General features: G+C 30.9%; 13 protein-coding genes. 12 read left to right on the top strand and 1 reads right to left on the bottom strand.

The window, feature by feature from the left end:
* Positions 1-33: 33 nt before the first annotated feature.
* Positions 34-372, top strand: coding sequence for a hypothetical protein (locus CUEA01_RS00240; protein ID WP_234117081.1), 339 nt, complete (start codon positions 34-36; stop codon positions 370-372).
* 263 nt (positions 373-635) lie between these two features.
* On the opposite strand, the gene murC is transcribed toward CUEA01_RS00240, so the two are convergent.
* A complete protein-coding gene (gene murC / locus CUEA01_RS00235; RefSeq protein ID WP_234117079.1) occupies positions 636-2,024 on the bottom strand; it encodes a UDP-N-acetylmuramate--L-alanine ligase in 1,389 nt (462 codons plus the stop codon).
* 347 nt (positions 2,025-2,371) lie between these two features.
* Here murC and purR point away from each other — a divergent pair, with 347 nt between their 5' ends.
* The 11 genes from purR (at position 2,372) to spoVT (ending at position 16,252) form a co-directional block, all read left to right on the top strand.
* On the top strand, positions 2,372-3,178 hold the full coding sequence (gene purR, locus CUEA01_RS00230; RefSeq protein ID WP_234117078.1) for a pur operon repressor: 807 nt from the start codon (positions 2,372-2,374) through the stop codon (positions 3,176-3,178).
* Positions 3,179-3,298: 120 nt separating this feature from the next.
* The gene (gene spoVG / locus CUEA01_RS00225; RefSeq protein WP_234117076.1) at positions 3,299-3,586 is read left to right on the top strand and encodes a septation regulator SpoVG; all 288 of its coding nucleotides are present in this window, start codon (positions 3,299-3,301) and stop codon (positions 3,584-3,586) included.
* 466 nt (positions 3,587-4,052) lie between these two features.
* The gene (gene glmU, locus CUEA01_RS00220; RefSeq protein WP_234117072.1) at positions 4,053-5,423 is read left to right on the top strand and encodes a bifunctional UDP-N-acetylglucosamine diphosphorylase/glucosamine-1-phosphate N-acetyltransferase GlmU; all 1,371 of its coding nucleotides are present in this window, start codon (positions 4,053-4,055) and stop codon (positions 5,421-5,423) included.
* A 21-nt stretch (positions 5,424-5,444) separates the two neighbouring features.
* Positions 5,445-6,404: a ribose-phosphate diphosphokinase gene (locus CUEA01_RS00215; RefSeq protein ID WP_234117071.1), complete on the top strand. Its 960-nt coding sequence runs from the start codon at positions 5,445-5,447 to the stop codon at positions 6,402-6,404.
* 392 nt (positions 6,405-6,796) lie between these two features.
* Positions 6,797-7,483 (top strand): response regulator transcription factor, encoded by a 687-nt coding sequence (locus CUEA01_RS00210; protein ID WP_234117068.1) that lies wholly within the window; start codon positions 6,797-6,799, stop codon positions 7,481-7,483.
* 2 nt (positions 7,484-7,485) lie between these two features.
* A complete protein-coding gene (locus CUEA01_RS00205) occupies positions 7,486-8,916 on the top strand; it encodes a sensor histidine kinase (RefSeq protein ID WP_234117066.1) in 1,431 nt (476 codons plus the stop codon).
* Between the two features lie 123 nt (positions 8,917-9,039).
* Positions 9,040-10,260: a S1C family serine protease gene (locus CUEA01_RS00200; RefSeq protein ID WP_235699798.1), complete on the top strand. Its 1,221-nt coding sequence runs from the start codon at positions 9,040-9,042 to the stop codon at positions 10,258-10,260.
* 17 nt (positions 10,261-10,277) lie between these two features.
* Positions 10,278-10,844 (top strand): aminoacyl-tRNA hydrolase, encoded by a 567-nt coding sequence (gene pth, locus CUEA01_RS00195; protein ID WP_234117065.1) that lies wholly within the window; start codon positions 10,278-10,280, stop codon positions 10,842-10,844.
* A 16-nt stretch (positions 10,845-10,860) separates the two neighbouring features.
* Positions 10,861-14,382 carry a transcription-repair coupling factor gene (gene mfd, locus CUEA01_RS00190; protein WP_234122088.1) on the top strand — a complete coding sequence of 1,174 codons (3,522 nt, stop codon included), beginning with the start codon at positions 10,861-10,863 and terminating at the stop codon, positions 14,380-14,382.
* A 69-nt stretch (positions 14,383-14,451) separates the two neighbouring features.
* The gene (locus tag CUEA01_RS00185) at positions 14,452-15,459 is read left to right on the top strand and encodes a peptidylprolyl isomerase (RefSeq protein ID WP_234117059.1); all 1,008 of its coding nucleotides are present in this window, start codon (positions 14,452-14,454) and stop codon (positions 15,457-15,459) included.
* Between the two features lie 241 nt (positions 15,460-15,700).
* Positions 15,701-16,252 carry a stage V sporulation protein T gene (gene spoVT / locus CUEA01_RS00180; protein WP_234122087.1) on the top strand — a complete coding sequence of 184 codons (552 nt, stop codon included), beginning with the start codon at positions 15,701-15,703 and terminating at the stop codon, positions 16,250-16,252.
* Positions 16,253-16,534: the final 282 nt, after the last annotated feature.

Below are 16,534 nucleotides of genomic sequence, written 5' to 3'. Positions count from 1 at the left end.
CGCATTTCAAAATTTTATATAAGGAGTGTTTTTATGGCTAATTTTTTAATTTCAGCGGTAGTTGATATAGTGCTAATTTTTGCAGCATATTTTATATTTAGAAGTGTTATAAGCGGACCAACAAGACATAAAATATATGAAAAATTTATAAGTTCTTTTGCTAGGTTTGTCATATATGTTTTTGTGGTGTCAGCGTTAATAACTGGATTGTCTGCTTTTATTTTATATAAAACTAGATATGTTGTTTATTTAAATATTATAGCACCTGCACTTGTATCTATTTTTATAGGCTTTATAGTATCTACAGTTCCAACAAGGGGAATAGGCGACAAGGGAGCAAATAAAAATAAGGTTAAAGCCAAGGCACACTAGGGGTAATTTTGATTTGAGTTGCATTATTAATAATAATTTTTTATGTACAATTTTTAAATACTAAGAACCAATTAAATCAAAGTACAGAGTACAAAGTACAAAGAAGGATGATTTACCGTTCCTTACGTCAGGTAAATCTTAAACTTAACTGTTGTTAGCTTCGCTGACAACAGTAATGATGCGATTGCGTAAGCAATCAGAATAAGTTATAAGATTTTCTGTAGCAAAGCGGAAGAAAATCATCATTCACTGTACTTTGTACTTTATACTTTGTACTTTGGTTTTAAGAACATTTCTCCAACTTCAACAACATTTCCTGCACCAACTGTAAGTAGAAGATCTCCGTCAGTTAATGTTTTATTTAAGTAAGCTACTATTTCATCAAAACTGTGGAAGTTTTTGCAAGAAATATTTTTTTCTCTTATTGCATCCCCAAGCATATCTGAACTTACTACTCCAGTATCTTTTTCTCTTGCAGCATATATATCAGCAAGAATAAGTTCATCTACATTTGAAAAGGCATTTGAAAATTCTTTAAACAAGCTTAATGTTCTTGAATAAGTGTGAGGTTGGAATACACAGTATAGTTTTTTATGAGGGTAATTTTTTGCAGCGTCTAAAGTTGCCATTATCTCAGTTGGGTGATGTGCATAATCATCTACAACAGTAACACCATTTTTAACACCTTTAAGCTCAAAACGTCTGTGCGTACCACCGAAGCTTTGGAGGCCTGAAACAATTGAATCATATCCAATCTTGAGGACTTTAGCACAAGCTATACTTGCAAGAGCATTTAATACATTATGTTTTCCTGGTACATTTAAATTTATATGAAATAATAAGGTAGAATTTTCATATACATCAAATGAACCACAGCTATGATCATTATATGTTATATTTTTAGCTGTTATTGTACCATTTTCTATTCCAAAAGTTACAACTTTGCACTTTGCTTTTGAAGCAACCTCAGCTGTTCTTGCATCATCTGCATTTGCGATTAAATAACCATCATTAGGTATTAGAGTTACAAACTTAGAAAAAGTATTTTGGATATCATCAATGTCTTTGTAGTAATCTAGGTGATCTGCATCAATATTAAGAATTACACCTATATAAGGGAAAAACTGAAGAAAAGATGCTTTATATTCGCAGGCTTCGGTAATAAAGTATTCACTTTTTCCAGTACGTACATTTCCGTTTATTATATCAAGATCTCCACCAACAAGAATTGTAGGATCAAGATTTTCTTTTAATGTAATATGTGAAATCATAGAGGTTGTTGTTGTTTTACCATGGGTTCCTGATATGGCAACATTATATTTATGACCCTTCATTATTAATCCAAGAAATTCTGCTCTAGTCATAAGTGTAATATTTAACTCTCTAGCATGCATTAGTTCAGGGTTATCATCTGATATGGCAGCAGTATAGATTACAAGATCTACATTATTTATATTTTCAGCTTTTTGACCTATATATATTTCAGCACCATTTTTTTTGAGGTTATCTGTAGTAGGTGAATTTTTCGCATCAGAACCAGAAACTTTATAGCCTCTTTCAAGAAGAATTTCTGCAAGTGCGCTCATGCTGACACCGCCTATTCCAATAAAGTGAACTTTTTTATTCATATCATGTTTAAAACTAAATGACATAAGACTCAACTCCTAAAACTTAGTCAATTCACAATTCACAATTCACAATGCACAATTAATGTTGATTTTTTTACGTTAACGTAAAAAAATCTAAAATTATATTTTAAGATTTTCTGTTACAACAGAAAATCATCCATCATTGTGAACTGTGAATTGTGAATTGTGCATTGTTTTTTTACATTATAATTATATACGAATATACAAAAAAACAATACACAAATTAAAAAAAGTTTTATGTTTTAAGAATAAAGTATTGCTTAAGGAGGAAAATAAGAATAAAATATGAATAATATAAGCGACAAGTTGAGTATAGTTCGTATGTAAATATTATGAAATAGGTGATAAGCATGGAGAAATTCAGCAGAAATCAGAGAATTTCCGCTATAACTAAAATATTAATTGATAATCCTAATTGCAGTATTAACTTAAGTACATTCACAGAGTTATTTAATGCAGCAAAATCAACCATAAGTGAAGATATTGTAATAGTAAGAGATAGTCTTGAACGGTTAAATTATGGTAAGATTGAAACTATTTCTGGTGCTGCAGGTGGTGTTAAGTTTATATGTGATGTATCAAATTCGAAAATACAAGCATTTGTTACAAATTTGTGTTTAATTTTAAGAGAAAAGGAAAGAATAATACCAGGAAACTTTTTATACATGACAGATATAATGTCCGACCCTAAGATAATACATGATGCAGGGCTAATACTTGCTTCTAAATTTAATCATAAAGATTTAGATTATGTAGTGACAGTAGAAACAAAAGGTATTCCACTTGCATATGAAGTGGCAAAGCTATTAGGGGTTCAATTAGTTGTCATAAGGAGAGAAAATAAGGTTACAGAAGGACCAACTGTTACTATAAATTATGTGAGTGGTTCTGGAAAAAGAATTCAGAGTATGTCCTTATCAAGAATGTGCATGAAAAAGGGAAGTAAGTGTATATTTATTGATGACCTAATAAAAGCGGGCGGAACAGCGTTAGGAATAATAGATCTTTTAAAAGAGTTTGATAGTGAACTCCTTGGTACAGGTGTACTCGTTGATAATACAGAAAATCCTGAAAAATTAGTTCAAGAATATTATTCGATTGTTCAATTTAAAGGGATTAGTGAAGATGGTTTACCAATAATAGAACCGTCTGTATAATATAAATAATATAATTTTCAAAAAATTAAATTTTTTTTTAAAATTAAGAAGGAAATACACAATAAATATAGAATATTTATAATAAAATCATAAGGTAAAGCATCTTTGGAGGTGTATTGTATGCAAATTACTGATGTAAGAATAAGAAAAATTACCACAGAAGGAAAAATGAAAGCTATTGTTTCAGTGACTTTTGATAATGAATTTGTTGTTCATGATATAAAAGTTATTGAGGGCCAAAATGGACTTTTCATAGCTATGCCTAGTAGAAAGACACCTGATGGAGAGTTTAAGGATATAGCACATCCAATAAACACTTCAACTAGGGAAAAAATTCAGACTGCTATATTAGGCGAGTATGAAAAAGTAAAAAATGAAGAAGAAACAAAACCTGAAACTGAAGAATAATAAAAGGGAGTTTTTAAAACTCCTTTTTATTTTGGAAAAAAATTTGCGAAGCAACTGAACCAAAGTACAAAGTACAGAGTACAAAGAAGGATGATTTACCTTTCCTTGTGTCAGGTAAATCTTAAACTTAACTGTTGTCAGCTTCACTGACAGCAGTAATGCCGCGATTGCGTAAGCAATTAAAAAATAAGTTATAAGATTTTCTGTAGCAAAGCGGAAGAAAATCATCCTTCACTGTACTTTGTACTCTGTACTCTGTACTTTGAATAAAGATTCGCAATAATTTTAGACTATATATTAAGTACTCCCACTATTGAAATTATATTCTCAATAAAATATAATAAAATATGGGCTATATGTATACAAATTATAGCTAAATATTAAAGTTAAAATAATCTATACTCTAAATTAAATAACGAGAGGAGTTGAAAATCGTTAAGCTGAAATTAAGCTTGGCGATGTCAATATGTATAAGTGTGCGTTAATATTAGCCGCAGGTAAAGGTAAAAGGATGAAATCGGACTTGCCTAAGGTTCTTCATAAAGTATGTGGTAAGGAAATGGTAAACATAGTAATAGATACTATGAAAAAATCTGCAATAAATGATGTGAATGTAATAATAGGAAAAGGAGCAGAACTAGTTAAAGATGCAACAGCTAACATGGAAGTATCTTATTCTTTTCAAGAAGAGCAATTAGGAACAGGTGATGCTGTAAAAAGTGCCAAGGAATTTTTGAAGGGAAAAAAAGGTACAGTTGCAGTATTTACAGGTGATGCTCCTTTAATAACAGAAGCTTCAGTAAAAAGTATACTTGAATTCCATGAAAATGGTGCATATGAGGCTACCATTACAACATCAATTATTGATGACCCTACAGGATATGGTAGAATAATTAGAAATTCAGATAATTCTGTAAAGAAAATAGTTGAGCATAAAGATTGCAGTGAAGATGAGCTTAAGGTTAAAGAAATAAATGCAGGAATGTATTGCTTTAATATAGAAAGTCTTATGGAAACTTTGGAAAAATTGAAAAATGATAATGCTCAAGGTGAGTACTACTTAACTGATGTTGTTGAAATTTTAGAGAGTGAAGGAAAGAAAGTTGGAGCTATATGTGTTCCGTTTGAGCAAACTTTAGGTGTAAATTCAAGAGTACAGCTTTCAGAAGTTGGTCAAATAATGAAAAAAAGAATAAATGAATTTCACATGGAAAATGGAGTTACAATTATAGATCCAAATAATACATACATAGGATTAGATGTTCAAATTGGTTCGGATACTATAATATATCCAGGTAACGTTCTTGAAGGAAATACAGTTATTAAAGAAAATTGTACATTATATCCTAATTCAAGAATAGATAATAGCACTGTAGAAAAAGGTGTTGTAATTCAAAGCTCAGTTATACTTGATAGTCACGTTGGTGAGAATACTACGGTTGGACCATATGCGTACATTAGGCCAGAAAGTAAAATTGGAAGTAATGCTAGAATTGGAGATTTTGTTGAAATTAAAAAATCAACTATTGGAGATAATACTAAAGTATCTCATTTGACATATATAGGTGATGCAGAAGTTGGAAGTGGATGTAATTTTGGATGCGGTACTGTAGTAGTAAATTATGATGGAAAAGTAAAACATAAAACAATTATAGGTAATAATTCATTCATTGGTTGTAATACAAATTTAGTATCACCAGTTACAGTAGAAGATAATACGTATATTGCTGCAGGATCAACTATAACAGATAAAGTTCCAGAAGGTTCACTTGCAATTGCTAGAGCAAGACAGGTGGTAAAAGAGGGATGGAATAAGAAAAAAGGATTGAGTAAATAATTTTAGGAGGGTTTTATATATATGATAAACCATGGAAAAAATATTAAAATTTTTACTGGAAATTCTTATCCTAAACTAGCAAATGATATTGCAGATATAATAGGAGTTACTGTTGGAGAGTCAAAAGTAAGTAAATTTAGCAACGGAGAAATTTCAGTTGATATCAATGAAACGGTAAGAGGTACAGATTTGTTTTTGGTTCAAACCTTGTGTGAGCCAGTAAATGATAGTATCATGGAACTTTTAATTATGCTTGATGCTTTTAAAAGAGCTTCGGCAGGAAGGGTAACAGCAGTTATTCCACATTATGCATATGCAAGACAAGATAGGAAAGCAAAAGCTAGACAGCCAATTACAGCAAAATTAATGGCAGATCTTATTCATGCAGCAGGTGCTGATAGAGTTCTTACTATGGATCTTCATGCACCACAAATACAAGGCTTCTTTGATATACCGGTGGATCATTTAGAAGGTGTTCCAATAATTGCAAAATATTTTAAAGGTTTAAGCATACCAGAAGATGAAATTGTTGTAGTTTCACCAGATATAGGTGGTGTAAAGAGAGCTAGAAAGTTTGCTGAAAAACTTCATGCACCAATTGCAATAATAGATAAAAGAAGACCTAAACCAAATGTTTCAGAAGTTATGAGCTTAATTGGAGACGTAAATGGAAAAAGGGCTATATTAGTTGATGACATGATTGATACAGCAGGTTCAATTGTAAATGCAGCTGAAGCACTCATAAAAATGGGCTCAAAAGAAGTTTACGCTTGCTGCACACATGGAGTTCTTTCAGGACCAGCAATTGAAAGGCTTGAAAAATCGCCTATAAAAGAAGTAGTTACTTTGAACACTATACCAGTTTCAGAGGATAAACTTATAGATAAAATAAAAGTATTATCAGTAGCACCAATATTTGCAGAGGCTATAAGAAGGATTTACGAAGACATTTCGGTAAGTAAAATTTTTCATGAAGAATAGCTAAGGCAGAGTACTTATTTACGTTAAAGGTTGGGGCTGTTGCACGAAATTATTTTACACACAAAGCTTAAACATTGCGAACCATTATTCAGAGTACAACTGACAGAGTACAGAGTACAGTGAAGGATGATTTTCTTCCGCCTTGCTACAGAAAATCTTACAACTTATTTTTTGATTGCTTACGCAATCGCTATATTATCAATGTTGTTCAGGGAAGCTGACAACAGTTAAGTTAAAGATTTACCTGACGCAAGGAAAGGTAAATCATCCTTCACTGTACTCTGTCATCTGTACTCTGTACTCTGTTTTTAATGAACAATTTGTAACATTGATGATTAAATTAAAAAAGTGTGATAAATTATAATTATATATTTGTTAGGAGGGTGACTAAAATGGATAATTCACTCGGTAAAGTATTAATAGTTGATGATGACGAAAATATAAGTGAAGTTATGAAATTGTATCTTGAAAGTAGTGGATACTCAACTAAAGTATGTAGTGATGGAAAAGAAGCAGAGGAAAAATTTTATGAATACAAACCAGATATAGTTCTTTTAGATATAATGCTTCCCAAAATAGATGGGGTTGATGTACTTAAATGGATAAGAAAAGATTCTAATACTCCAGTTATAATGCTTACAGCAAAGGGTGAAACTTTTGATAAAGTCTTAGCTTTAGAACTTGGTGCTGATGATTACATAGTCAAACCTTTTGAACCCAAGGAATTAATAGCTAGAGTTAAAGCAGTACTTAGAAGAACAAGTATGGATGTAGTTTCAAAACAAGAATTAACTTTCGAAGAATTAAAAATAGATATAAGTTCTTATACTGTTATATACAAAGACGAAGAAATAAAAATGCCTCCAAAGGAATTTGAGCTTTTGTATTATCTTGCAAATAATAAAAATAAAGTTTTTACAAGAGAACAATTACTTTGCGAGGTATGGGGATATGATTACCCAGGTGATTCAAGAACAGTTGATGTTCATGTAAAAAGACTTAGAGAAAAGCTAAAAGGCGGCAGAAATTGGCAGATAGAAACAGTGTGGGGTGTTGGATATAAATTTGAGGTGAAATAATTATGAAGAATGGATTATTTTCTAAAATGATAGCAGCATACACTATTATCATTTCACTCAGTTTTGTTATTACCTCAGCTATATTATCCTTGTGGTTTCAAAATTACTATATGGATCAAAGAAGAAGTCAAATTAGCACAGAAGCTGAAATTGTTAAAGGGGTAGCCTTAGCTTATCTTGATGGAAGTGCATCACAGCAGAGAGCAAATGCTACATTGGAAAATGTAGCAGAATATTTGAGCAGTGACATAAAAGCAGATATGTTTATAATGGATATGTATGGTTATATATATGCTGTTTCTGATACTAAATATAACAATCTAATTGGAAAACAAATTCCAAATTCTGATTTAAATGAGCTTAGGAAAAGTGACAATAAGCTCATAGAAAGAGTAAATGCATATAACAAAGTTTTTGGTAAAGCGGTTGATACATATGAAATACCTATATTTTTTAATGGTGATTTTAGTGGAGCAATAATGATTAATACTTCCGTTACAGATATAAAGCATCCATTAAAAAGGGTATACATAATAATATGGATATCTGCCATATTTGCTATAATTACAGCATGCTTTGTTTTATACTATTTTTCTCAAAAAATCATAATTAAACCACTAGAGGAAATAAACAGTGTTGCTAGAAAAATAGCAAAGGGAGAAGTGGAAAAAAGGGTAAATATTAAATCTGATGATGAAATAGGTGAACTTGTTGAGTCATTTAATTTCATGGCTGATTCCGTTGAAAAGGTAGAAAAAAACAGAAGAGAGTTTATATCAAATGTTTCACATGAAATAAGATCTCCAATAACATCTATAAAGGGCTTTATTGGAGGAATACTCGATGGAATAATACCAAGGGACAGAGAAAGATATTATTTATCGCTTACATACGATGAAATTAATAGGCTTACGAGGCTTGTAAATGATTTGTTGGATTTATCGGCAATAGAGGCTGGTCACTTAAAGTTGAATGTTGTAAAGCTAAATATTATTGAGATGATAAAAAATACAGTGATTAAATTTGAAACTAAAATCAATGAGAAAAAGCTAAGTGTAGATGTATGCTTTGACTATGATGAATTATATGTATTAGGTGATGAGGATAGGATAAATCAAGTTCTAACTAATCTTATTGATAATGCAGTAAAATATGTAAATGAAGAAGGAACAATAAGAATAACCACAAAGGTAAAATTCAATAAGGTATATATATCTATATATAATAATGGACCTCAAATAAATGGTGAAGATTTTAAACATATATGGGATAGATTTTATAAATCTGATAAGTCACGTACAAAGAAAATGAGTACAGGGCTCGGGCTTCCAATTGTAAGGAGCATACTTACTCAACATGGAGAAGATATATTTGTTGAAAATAAAAAAGAAGGTGGAGTTGAATTTACCTTTTCTCTTAAAGTTGTGAAATGACAATTTATTGAATTATCATAGTTTATTCATAATTCTGTAAATTAGTAAGTGTATAATATAATGAAATCTATACTTGAACTGAGTTTAACCTATAATAAATAATCCTATGTGGAGGTGCACTGATTGTTAAAGGATGATAATGAAATAAAGGATGTTGCTTGGAAGGAAGTAGATATAAACGAGAAGGATGATAATAATATAGGTAAAATCAATTTTAGGAGAAACAAAAATAAAGCTAGAATGGCTGGAGCTTTGAAGTTTCTTTTAATGCTTGTTGTTGCTTCTGCTTCTGGTGCTGTTACAGCTACTTATATTGTGAATACAAAAAGTTCTGAATTAGCAGCCAAAAATAACACTCCTATATTTCAAAAGAAAAAAGTGGTGAGCGATAATACAAATTATGAGATTCCCGCTAATTCTATTAATAAAGTAGCAGAGGATGTTGGTCCAGCTATAGTATGTATAACAAATAGTGCAGATGATTCTAGTGGAAAGGATGAAAAACAGAATATAGCATCAGGCATAATTTTTAAATCTGATGGATCTATAATAACTAATTATCATGTTATAGAAGGTGCAAAGAAAATAACCGTAAAGCTGTCTAATGGTAAGAATGGAAAGGTGTTTAATGCAAAACTTATTGGCTATGATGTGCCTACGGATTTGGCCATAATAAAAATAGATGCTAAGAATTTACCTACAGTAACATTTGGAGATTCTTCAAAGCTTAGAACTGGTGATGTAGCAATAGCAATAGGCAATACTTTAGGTGATGAATTTAAAGAAACAGTTACTGCTGGTATTGTAAGTGCAACTAATATGAGTGTAAGTGTCCCTGATAATGATACGGGAGAACCGGTTAAGTATAACATTATTCAAACGGATGCAACTATAAATTTTGGTAATAGTGGTGGGGCACTTTGTAATGAAAAGGGAGAAGTCATTGGAATAAATAGTCTTAAAATATCTCCTGAACACAGCAGTGATGGCATAGGATTTGCTATATCAATAAATGAGGTTAAACAAATAATAGACCAGCTTATTAAGAATGGAAAAGTAATTAGACCGTTTCTCGGAGTAGTTGTAGGAACATCGATTCCAGATAAAAACAATGGAATTAGTGGTGCATATATAAAAGAAGTTTTACCAAATGGCGGAGCTGAAAAAGCAGGGATAAAGCCAACGGATATAATAGTAGAATTAGATGGAATAAAAGTTGTAAATAGTGATGATATACGTGATATACTTTATAGTAAAAAAATTGGAGATAAAATTCCTTGCAAGGTATATAGAGAAGGAAAATATAAAAAATTGCAAATCGTATTATCTCAAAATAATGAATAACAGAGAGTAGTGATAAAGTGTTTTTAATAATTGGTCTCGGAAATCCGGGAAAAGAATATGAAAAAACAAGGCATAATGTTGGCTTTGATGCTTTAGAGGTAATTGCAAAAGAGTATAATATTGATATAAATAGGATAAAATTTAAAGGTGTATATGGAGATGGGAAAATAGGTAATGAGAAAGTTATACTTTTAAAGCCAGCTACGTATATGAATTTAAGTGGAGAAAGTGTCATAGAAGTATGCCAGTTTTATAAAATCCCAAATGAAAATATTATAGTTATTTATGATGATATTAGCTTTGAGGTTGGAAGAATGAGGATAAGAAGAAAAGGAAGTGCTGGAGGGCATAATGGAATAAAAAGTATCATACAAAACTTGTCTTCAGATGAATTTATAAGAATAAAAATTGGAGTTGGTGAACCACAAGGTGATCTTGTTAAACATGTATTAGGACGTTTTGCAAATGAAGATAGAGCTAAATTAGAAGAAGTATTTAAAGTAGTTCCTAAAGCAGTTGAATGTATTATGAACAATGATGTTGAAACTGCAATGAACAAATTTAACTGCTTTAAAGTTGAGTAGTTTAAGAGGTGTTAAAATGCGACTTAATGGGCTTATGCAGCCTCTGAAAAATGATAAGAGATTTCAAGATGCTGTTTATAATATTAATAATAATATATTTCCTGTAGAACTATGTGGTATTTCGGAGTCAGGCAAAAGCTATTTACTTAGCGGATTGTATGAAGAAACAGATAGTCCATTTTTAGTGGTTACAGATAGCGATGTTGAAGCAAAAAAGATATATGAAGATTTGTCTTTTTATATGTCAAATGTGTATTATTTTCCTACAAAGGAAATTGTTTTTTATAACATATATGCCGTATCCGGAGATTTAAGGTGGGAACGATTAAAAGTTATAAGACAAATGATTTCTAAAGGTAAAAGGATTGTGGTAACCTCTATAGAGGCATTAGCTTCAACATACATACCAGTGGAATTATATAAAAAATATACATTTAAATTATCAACTGGAGATAATTTAAATCTTGATGATTTTATAATTAAATTAATTCAAAGTGGATATGAAAGAGCAGAAGTTGTTGATGGAAAAGGACAATTTTCTCTTAGGGGAGGAATTCTCGATATATATTCACCTATATCAAATGTTGCCTACAGAGTAGAGATGTTTGGTGATGAAATTGATTCTATTAGAAGTTTCAATGTTGAATCACAAAGGAGCATAGAAAAAGTAAGCAAAATAGAAGTATTTCCAGCAAAAGAAATAATATTGCCAAATGAAAACATTGAAAAGGGTTATGAAAAGATAAAAAGTGAATTAGAACTTTCTATAAAAAGATTTAAAAGCAATAATGAAAATGAAGCTGCAGATAAACTTAATAAATTGATAGAATATAATCTTGAGTTACTTCAAGAAAAGGCTGGATTTGAGACTATAGACAGCTTTTTGCCATATTTCTATGATGGTATGTCTTCATTTTTCGATTATATGAAAGATGCTATTATTTTTGTAGATGATTATGAAAGGTGTAAGGGAAAAATAAAAAGTGTCTACTATGAATTTGAAGAAAATTATAATAGCTTTCTTCAAAGGGGAGATATACTTCCGGGACAAGGTAATTTAATTATACCAAAAGAACAAATTACTTCTGTACTTGAAGAAGATAAGGTAGTAAGATTATTTTCACTTGAAAGATCATCTTCCAAAATTCCATCTAGTAGAATTTTTTATTTTAAAGAATCTACAATGCTAAGTTATAACGATCAATTTGATATGCTTATAGCTGACATAAAAGAAAAAAAGGAAAATCAATATAGAATCTTAATATTAAGTGGAACAAAGGCTAAAGGTGAAAGATTAGTTGGTACTTTAAGAGATAGAGGGATAGAAAGTATATACAGAGATGATGTTTCTGTTATAAATAGAGGAGAAATTGTAATTACCTATGGAACACAACTTAATGGGTTTGAATATTCCGAACTTAAACTATGTGTAATAGCTGATAAAAAAGTATTTGGAGAATCTAAAAAGAAAAAGGTTAGAAGAAAAAATCAAAAAGGTGCAAGCAAAATTAAAAGCTTCACAGAATTAAAACCCGGAGATTATGTTGTACATGTTAACCATGGTATAGGAGTATTTAAAGGTATTAAACAGCTTGATGTTCAGGGACATAAAAAGGACTACTTAGAGTTGACCTATGCAGTAGATGATAAGCTTTACGTGCCAGTTGAGCAGCTTGATTTAGTTCAAAAGTATGTTGGAAGCGAAGGAAAAGCTCCTAAAGTAAGTAAGCTTGGTGGCAACGAGTGGATAAAGGCAAAGAATAAGGTAAGGAAATCTATAAATGAAATTGCAGATGAACTTGTAAAATTATATGCTGTAAGAACAACTGTATCTGGTTTTAAATTTTCAAAGGATACTGTTTGGCAAAAGCAATTTGAGGATGAATTCCCTTACAATGAAACTCCAGATCAAAATCTAGCCATAGAAGAAATTAAAAAGGATATGGAAACAGGCAAAGTTATGGATAGGCTTGTATGTGGAGATGTTGGTTATGGAAAAACAGAAGTTGCAATAAGAGCTGCATTTAAAGCAGTTATGGATGGCAAACAAGTTGCGTTTTTAGTACCAACTACTATTCTAGCAGAACAGCATTATAATAATTTTAAGAAAAGATTTGCAGATTTTCCGGTTACAATTGATATGATTAGCAGATTTAGAACAGCTGCTCAGCAAAGAGTTACATTAAAAGAGCTTAAAGAAGGTAATGTAGATATAATTATAGGTACACATAGAATTTTAAACAAAGAAATAAAATTTAAAGATTTAGGGCTTTTAATAATTGATGAGGAGCAAAGATTTGGTGTTAACCATAAGGAAAAGCTAAAACAGTTTAAAAAGAATATAGATGTAATTACTTTATCTGCAACACCTATTCCTAGAACACTTCATATGTCACTTACTGGTGTTAGGGATATAAGTGTTATTGAAACACCTCCAGAAGAAAGATATCCTGTTCAAACTTATGTAGTTGAATACAATGATCAACTTATAAGAGATGCTGTAATGAGGGAATTTAATAGAAAAGGGCAAGTATTTTTCGTCTATAACAGAGTTGAGTCTATAAGAGAAATGAGTGCATATATAGCTAAATTAATACCAGAAGCTAGAATAGCAATAGCTCATGGGCAAATGACAGAAAGAGAATTAGAAAAGGTTATGCTGGAATTCATGAATAATGAATATGATATTCTCCTATGTACTACAATAATCGAAACAGGTATAGATATACCCAATGTAAATACGATGATAATATATGATGCAGATAAAATGGGACTTTCACAGCTTTATCAGCTTAGAGGGAGAGTCGGTAGGACAAACAGGATGGCATATGCGTATTTCACATACAGGAAGGATAAAATACTTACAGAGGTTGCAGAAAAAAGGTTAAAGGCTATAAAGGAATTTACAGAACTTGGCTCTGGTTTTAAAATAGCAATGAAGGACTTGGAAATAAGGGGAGCAGGTAACATAATGGGTTCAGCGCAACATGGTCATATGGCATCTATTGGATATGATTTATATTGCAGAATGCTTGAAAACACTATTAAGCAAGTAAAGGGAGAAATAGATAAAGAGCCAGTAGAAGCCACAGTTGAACTTAAAGTTGACGCCTATATACCTTCATCTTATATACAAGATGAAACGCAAAAAATTTCAATATACAAAAAAATAGCATCAATAGATTCGTATGAAGAGTTATTGGATGTTCAGGAAGAACTTGAAGACAGATTTTCTGATATACCAAAGTCGGTTGATAATCTTATGCAGATAGCGTATTTGAAAGGTATAGCAAGTAAACTTGGTATACTTACTGTAAAAGATAAGAATACTAGTATAGAACTTGAATTTGAAAGTAATGAAAAAATTAACGAAAGTTTAATAAAAGGAATGCTTAACAATTATAATAGGACAATTACCTTTAAAATGGGTGAAAAGCCGATTATAGTATATAGTTTAAGTGCAATAAAGAGGGAAGAATTGCTTGAAAAATTAAAGGAACTTTTACAATATATGAATTCACTAGTTGAAACAACTTGATTTTATGATACAATAAAATCTGTGTTTATAATTAAATTCTTAAATAAATATGAGAAACGGGGTAATGGTATGAAAAATGCTAAAAAAATAATAACTGCATTAATCGTTGGAATGTTTGCATTTTCGGCTGTCGGATGTGATATGATAGCTAAAACACCAGAAGGAATATCAAAAAGCGTAGTAGCAAAGGTAAATGGAGAGAGCATAACTAGAGGAGAACTTGATGAAGCTGTTGATCAGCAAGGAGTAATTGCTCAAATCGAACAAGAATATGGCGCAAATTACAAAAGCAATGCAGATGCAATGGCTGCTTTAAAGCAACAAAAGGAAACTATTCTTGACAATATGATTACTGAAGTGTTATTTCTTCAAAAAGGAAAAGAAAAAAATTTAATTCCTAGCGATACAGAACTAAATAAAGAAGTAAATACGCAATATCAAACATACAAAAAAAATTATAAAACAGACGCAGAATGGAAAGCAGCATTAAGTCAAGCTAAATTAACAGATGCTACATTTAAAGAACAAGTAAAAAAATCAATTAAACTTCAAAAGGTTGTAGCTTACGTAGAAAAAGGTATAACAATATCGGATGCAAAAGCAAAAGCATACTATGATAAAAATCCAAGCAATTATACTGAGAAGACAAATACTGTTAATTTGTCACATATTTTACTTAAAACAGAGGCTGACGCACAGCAGGTTGAAGCTAGAATTAAAAAAGGAGAAGATTTTGCAACTATAGCAAAGTCAGTTTCTACAGATACTGGTTCAAAAGCTAGCGGCGGATCATTAGGAGATATTCCAGTAAATACTCAAGATTATGATGCAACATTTATGGCAGCAGCTCTAAAATTAAAAGCTGGAGAAGTAAGCCAGCCTGTTCAAACTCAATTTGGATGGCATGTAATAAAGTGTAACAGCAAGACAAATTATCCTGTTAAGCCATTTGATAGTGTTAAAGCAGATATCAAGAATACACTTTTAACACAACAAAAACAGACTGTATTACAAAGTACTATAACTAGTTGGAAAAAGGCAGCAAGCATTACAAAGTACGATAAAAACATAATATAGCATAAAGAACCATGCATTTTAGTGCATGGTTCTTTTTTTTATAGGTATACCAGTTCAACTATCGAAATTCATGTGCACAATAATGCTCAGAAGACAGCATTTTGGTAGAAATGAATTTCGAGTTTCACAGTGGTATATCTTTATATGAAGAAAACTATGCATATATGCATAAAATTTCAAAATAAGTAGGATACTATAAACGTAAAAATATTTTGTATAAAATTTAGGAGGGAAACAAGTGATGAAAGCAACAGGAATTGTTAGACGTATAGACGATCTTGGAAGGGTTGTAATACCAAAGGAAATAAGAAGAACACTTAGAATAAGGGAAGGAGATCCTTTAGAAATATTCACTGATAGAGAAGGGGGAGTTATTTTAAAGAAATATTCTCCAATAAATGAATTAAGTGATTTTGCAAAAGAATATGCAGAATCATTAAATGCATCAATTGGCCATATTATAGCAGTTGCTGATAAAGATGCAATAATTTCTGTTAGTGGATCAGCTAAGAAGGAATATATTGATAAACGTGTAAGCGATGAACTTGAGAATTTAATGGACGAAAGAAAAACTTATAATATGTCAGAAGAAGGAAAAGCTGTACCTTTATATGAAGATGATGAAGCTGAAGGAAAATATACAGCTCAAGTAATAAGCCCAATAATAGCTGGAGGTGATGCAGTAGGTGCAGTAGCTATATTCTCCAAGGATGAGGATACAAAGTTTGGAGACCTAGAAATAAAAATGGCTGAAACAGCAGCTTCATTTTTAGGAAAACAAATGGAACAATAGGAATAATACCTTCAAAATTTAAATAATAATATTAAGGTATACTATGAATTTTAGTTATTGGTTATTATACATAAATTAATAATCAATTGACTCAATTTTGCACATACAAGATTGACTAAATACTTAAATAATGCGAAACCTTTTTTCAAAGTACAAAGTATAAAGTACAGAGAAGGAAGATTTTCTTCCGCTTTGCTACAGAAAATCTTAAAACTTATTTTTTAATTGCTTATGCAATCGCGGCATTAATGTTGTTCAGCGAAGATGACAACATTTAAGTTT

The organism is Clostridium hydrogenum (assembly GCF_021432385.1).
Lineage (GTDB): Bacteria > Bacillota > Clostridia > Clostridiales > Clostridiaceae > Clostridium_S > Clostridium_S hydrogenum.
The sequence above is the reverse complement of the archived record's forward strand: the minus strand, read 5'-3'. Positions and strand labels throughout refer to the sequence as shown.

Coding starts and splice junctions, on each gene's coding strand:
- murC (WP_234117079.1), bottom strand. CDS start 2,024: ATGTCATTTAGTTTTAAACATGATATGAATAAAAAAGTTCACTTTATT.
- CUEA01_RS00240 (WP_234117081.1), top strand. CDS start 34: ATGGCTAATTTTTTAATTTCAGCGGTAGTTGATATAGTGCTAATTTTT.
- mfd (WP_234122088.1), top strand. CDS start 10,861: ATGCGACTTAATGGGCTTATGCAGCCTCTGAAAAATGATAAGAGATTT.
- CUEA01_RS00205 (WP_234117066.1), top strand. CDS start 7,486: ATGAAGAATGGATTATTTTCTAAAATGATAGCAGCATACACTATTATC.
- glmU (WP_234117072.1), top strand. CDS start 4,053: ATGTATAAGTGTGCGTTAATATTAGCCGCAGGTAAAGGTAAAAGGATG.
- CUEA01_RS00210 (WP_234117068.1), top strand. CDS start 6,797: ATGGATAATTCACTCGGTAAAGTATTAATAGTTGATGATGACGAAAAT.
- spoVG (WP_234117076.1), top strand. CDS start 3,299: ATGCAAATTACTGATGTAAGAATAAGAAAAATTACCACAGAAGGAAAA.
- CUEA01_RS00185 (WP_234117059.1), top strand. CDS start 14,452: ATGAAAAATGCTAAAAAAATAATAACTGCATTAATCGTTGGAATGTTT.
- spoVT (WP_234122087.1), top strand. CDS start 15,701: ATGAAAGCAACAGGAATTGTTAGACGTATAGACGATCTTGGAAGGGTT.
- purR (WP_234117078.1), top strand. CDS start 2,372: ATGGAGAAATTCAGCAGAAATCAGAGAATTTCCGCTATAACTAAAATA.
- CUEA01_RS00215 (WP_234117071.1), top strand. CDS start 5,445: ATGATAAACCATGGAAAAAATATTAAAATTTTTACTGGAAATTCTTAT.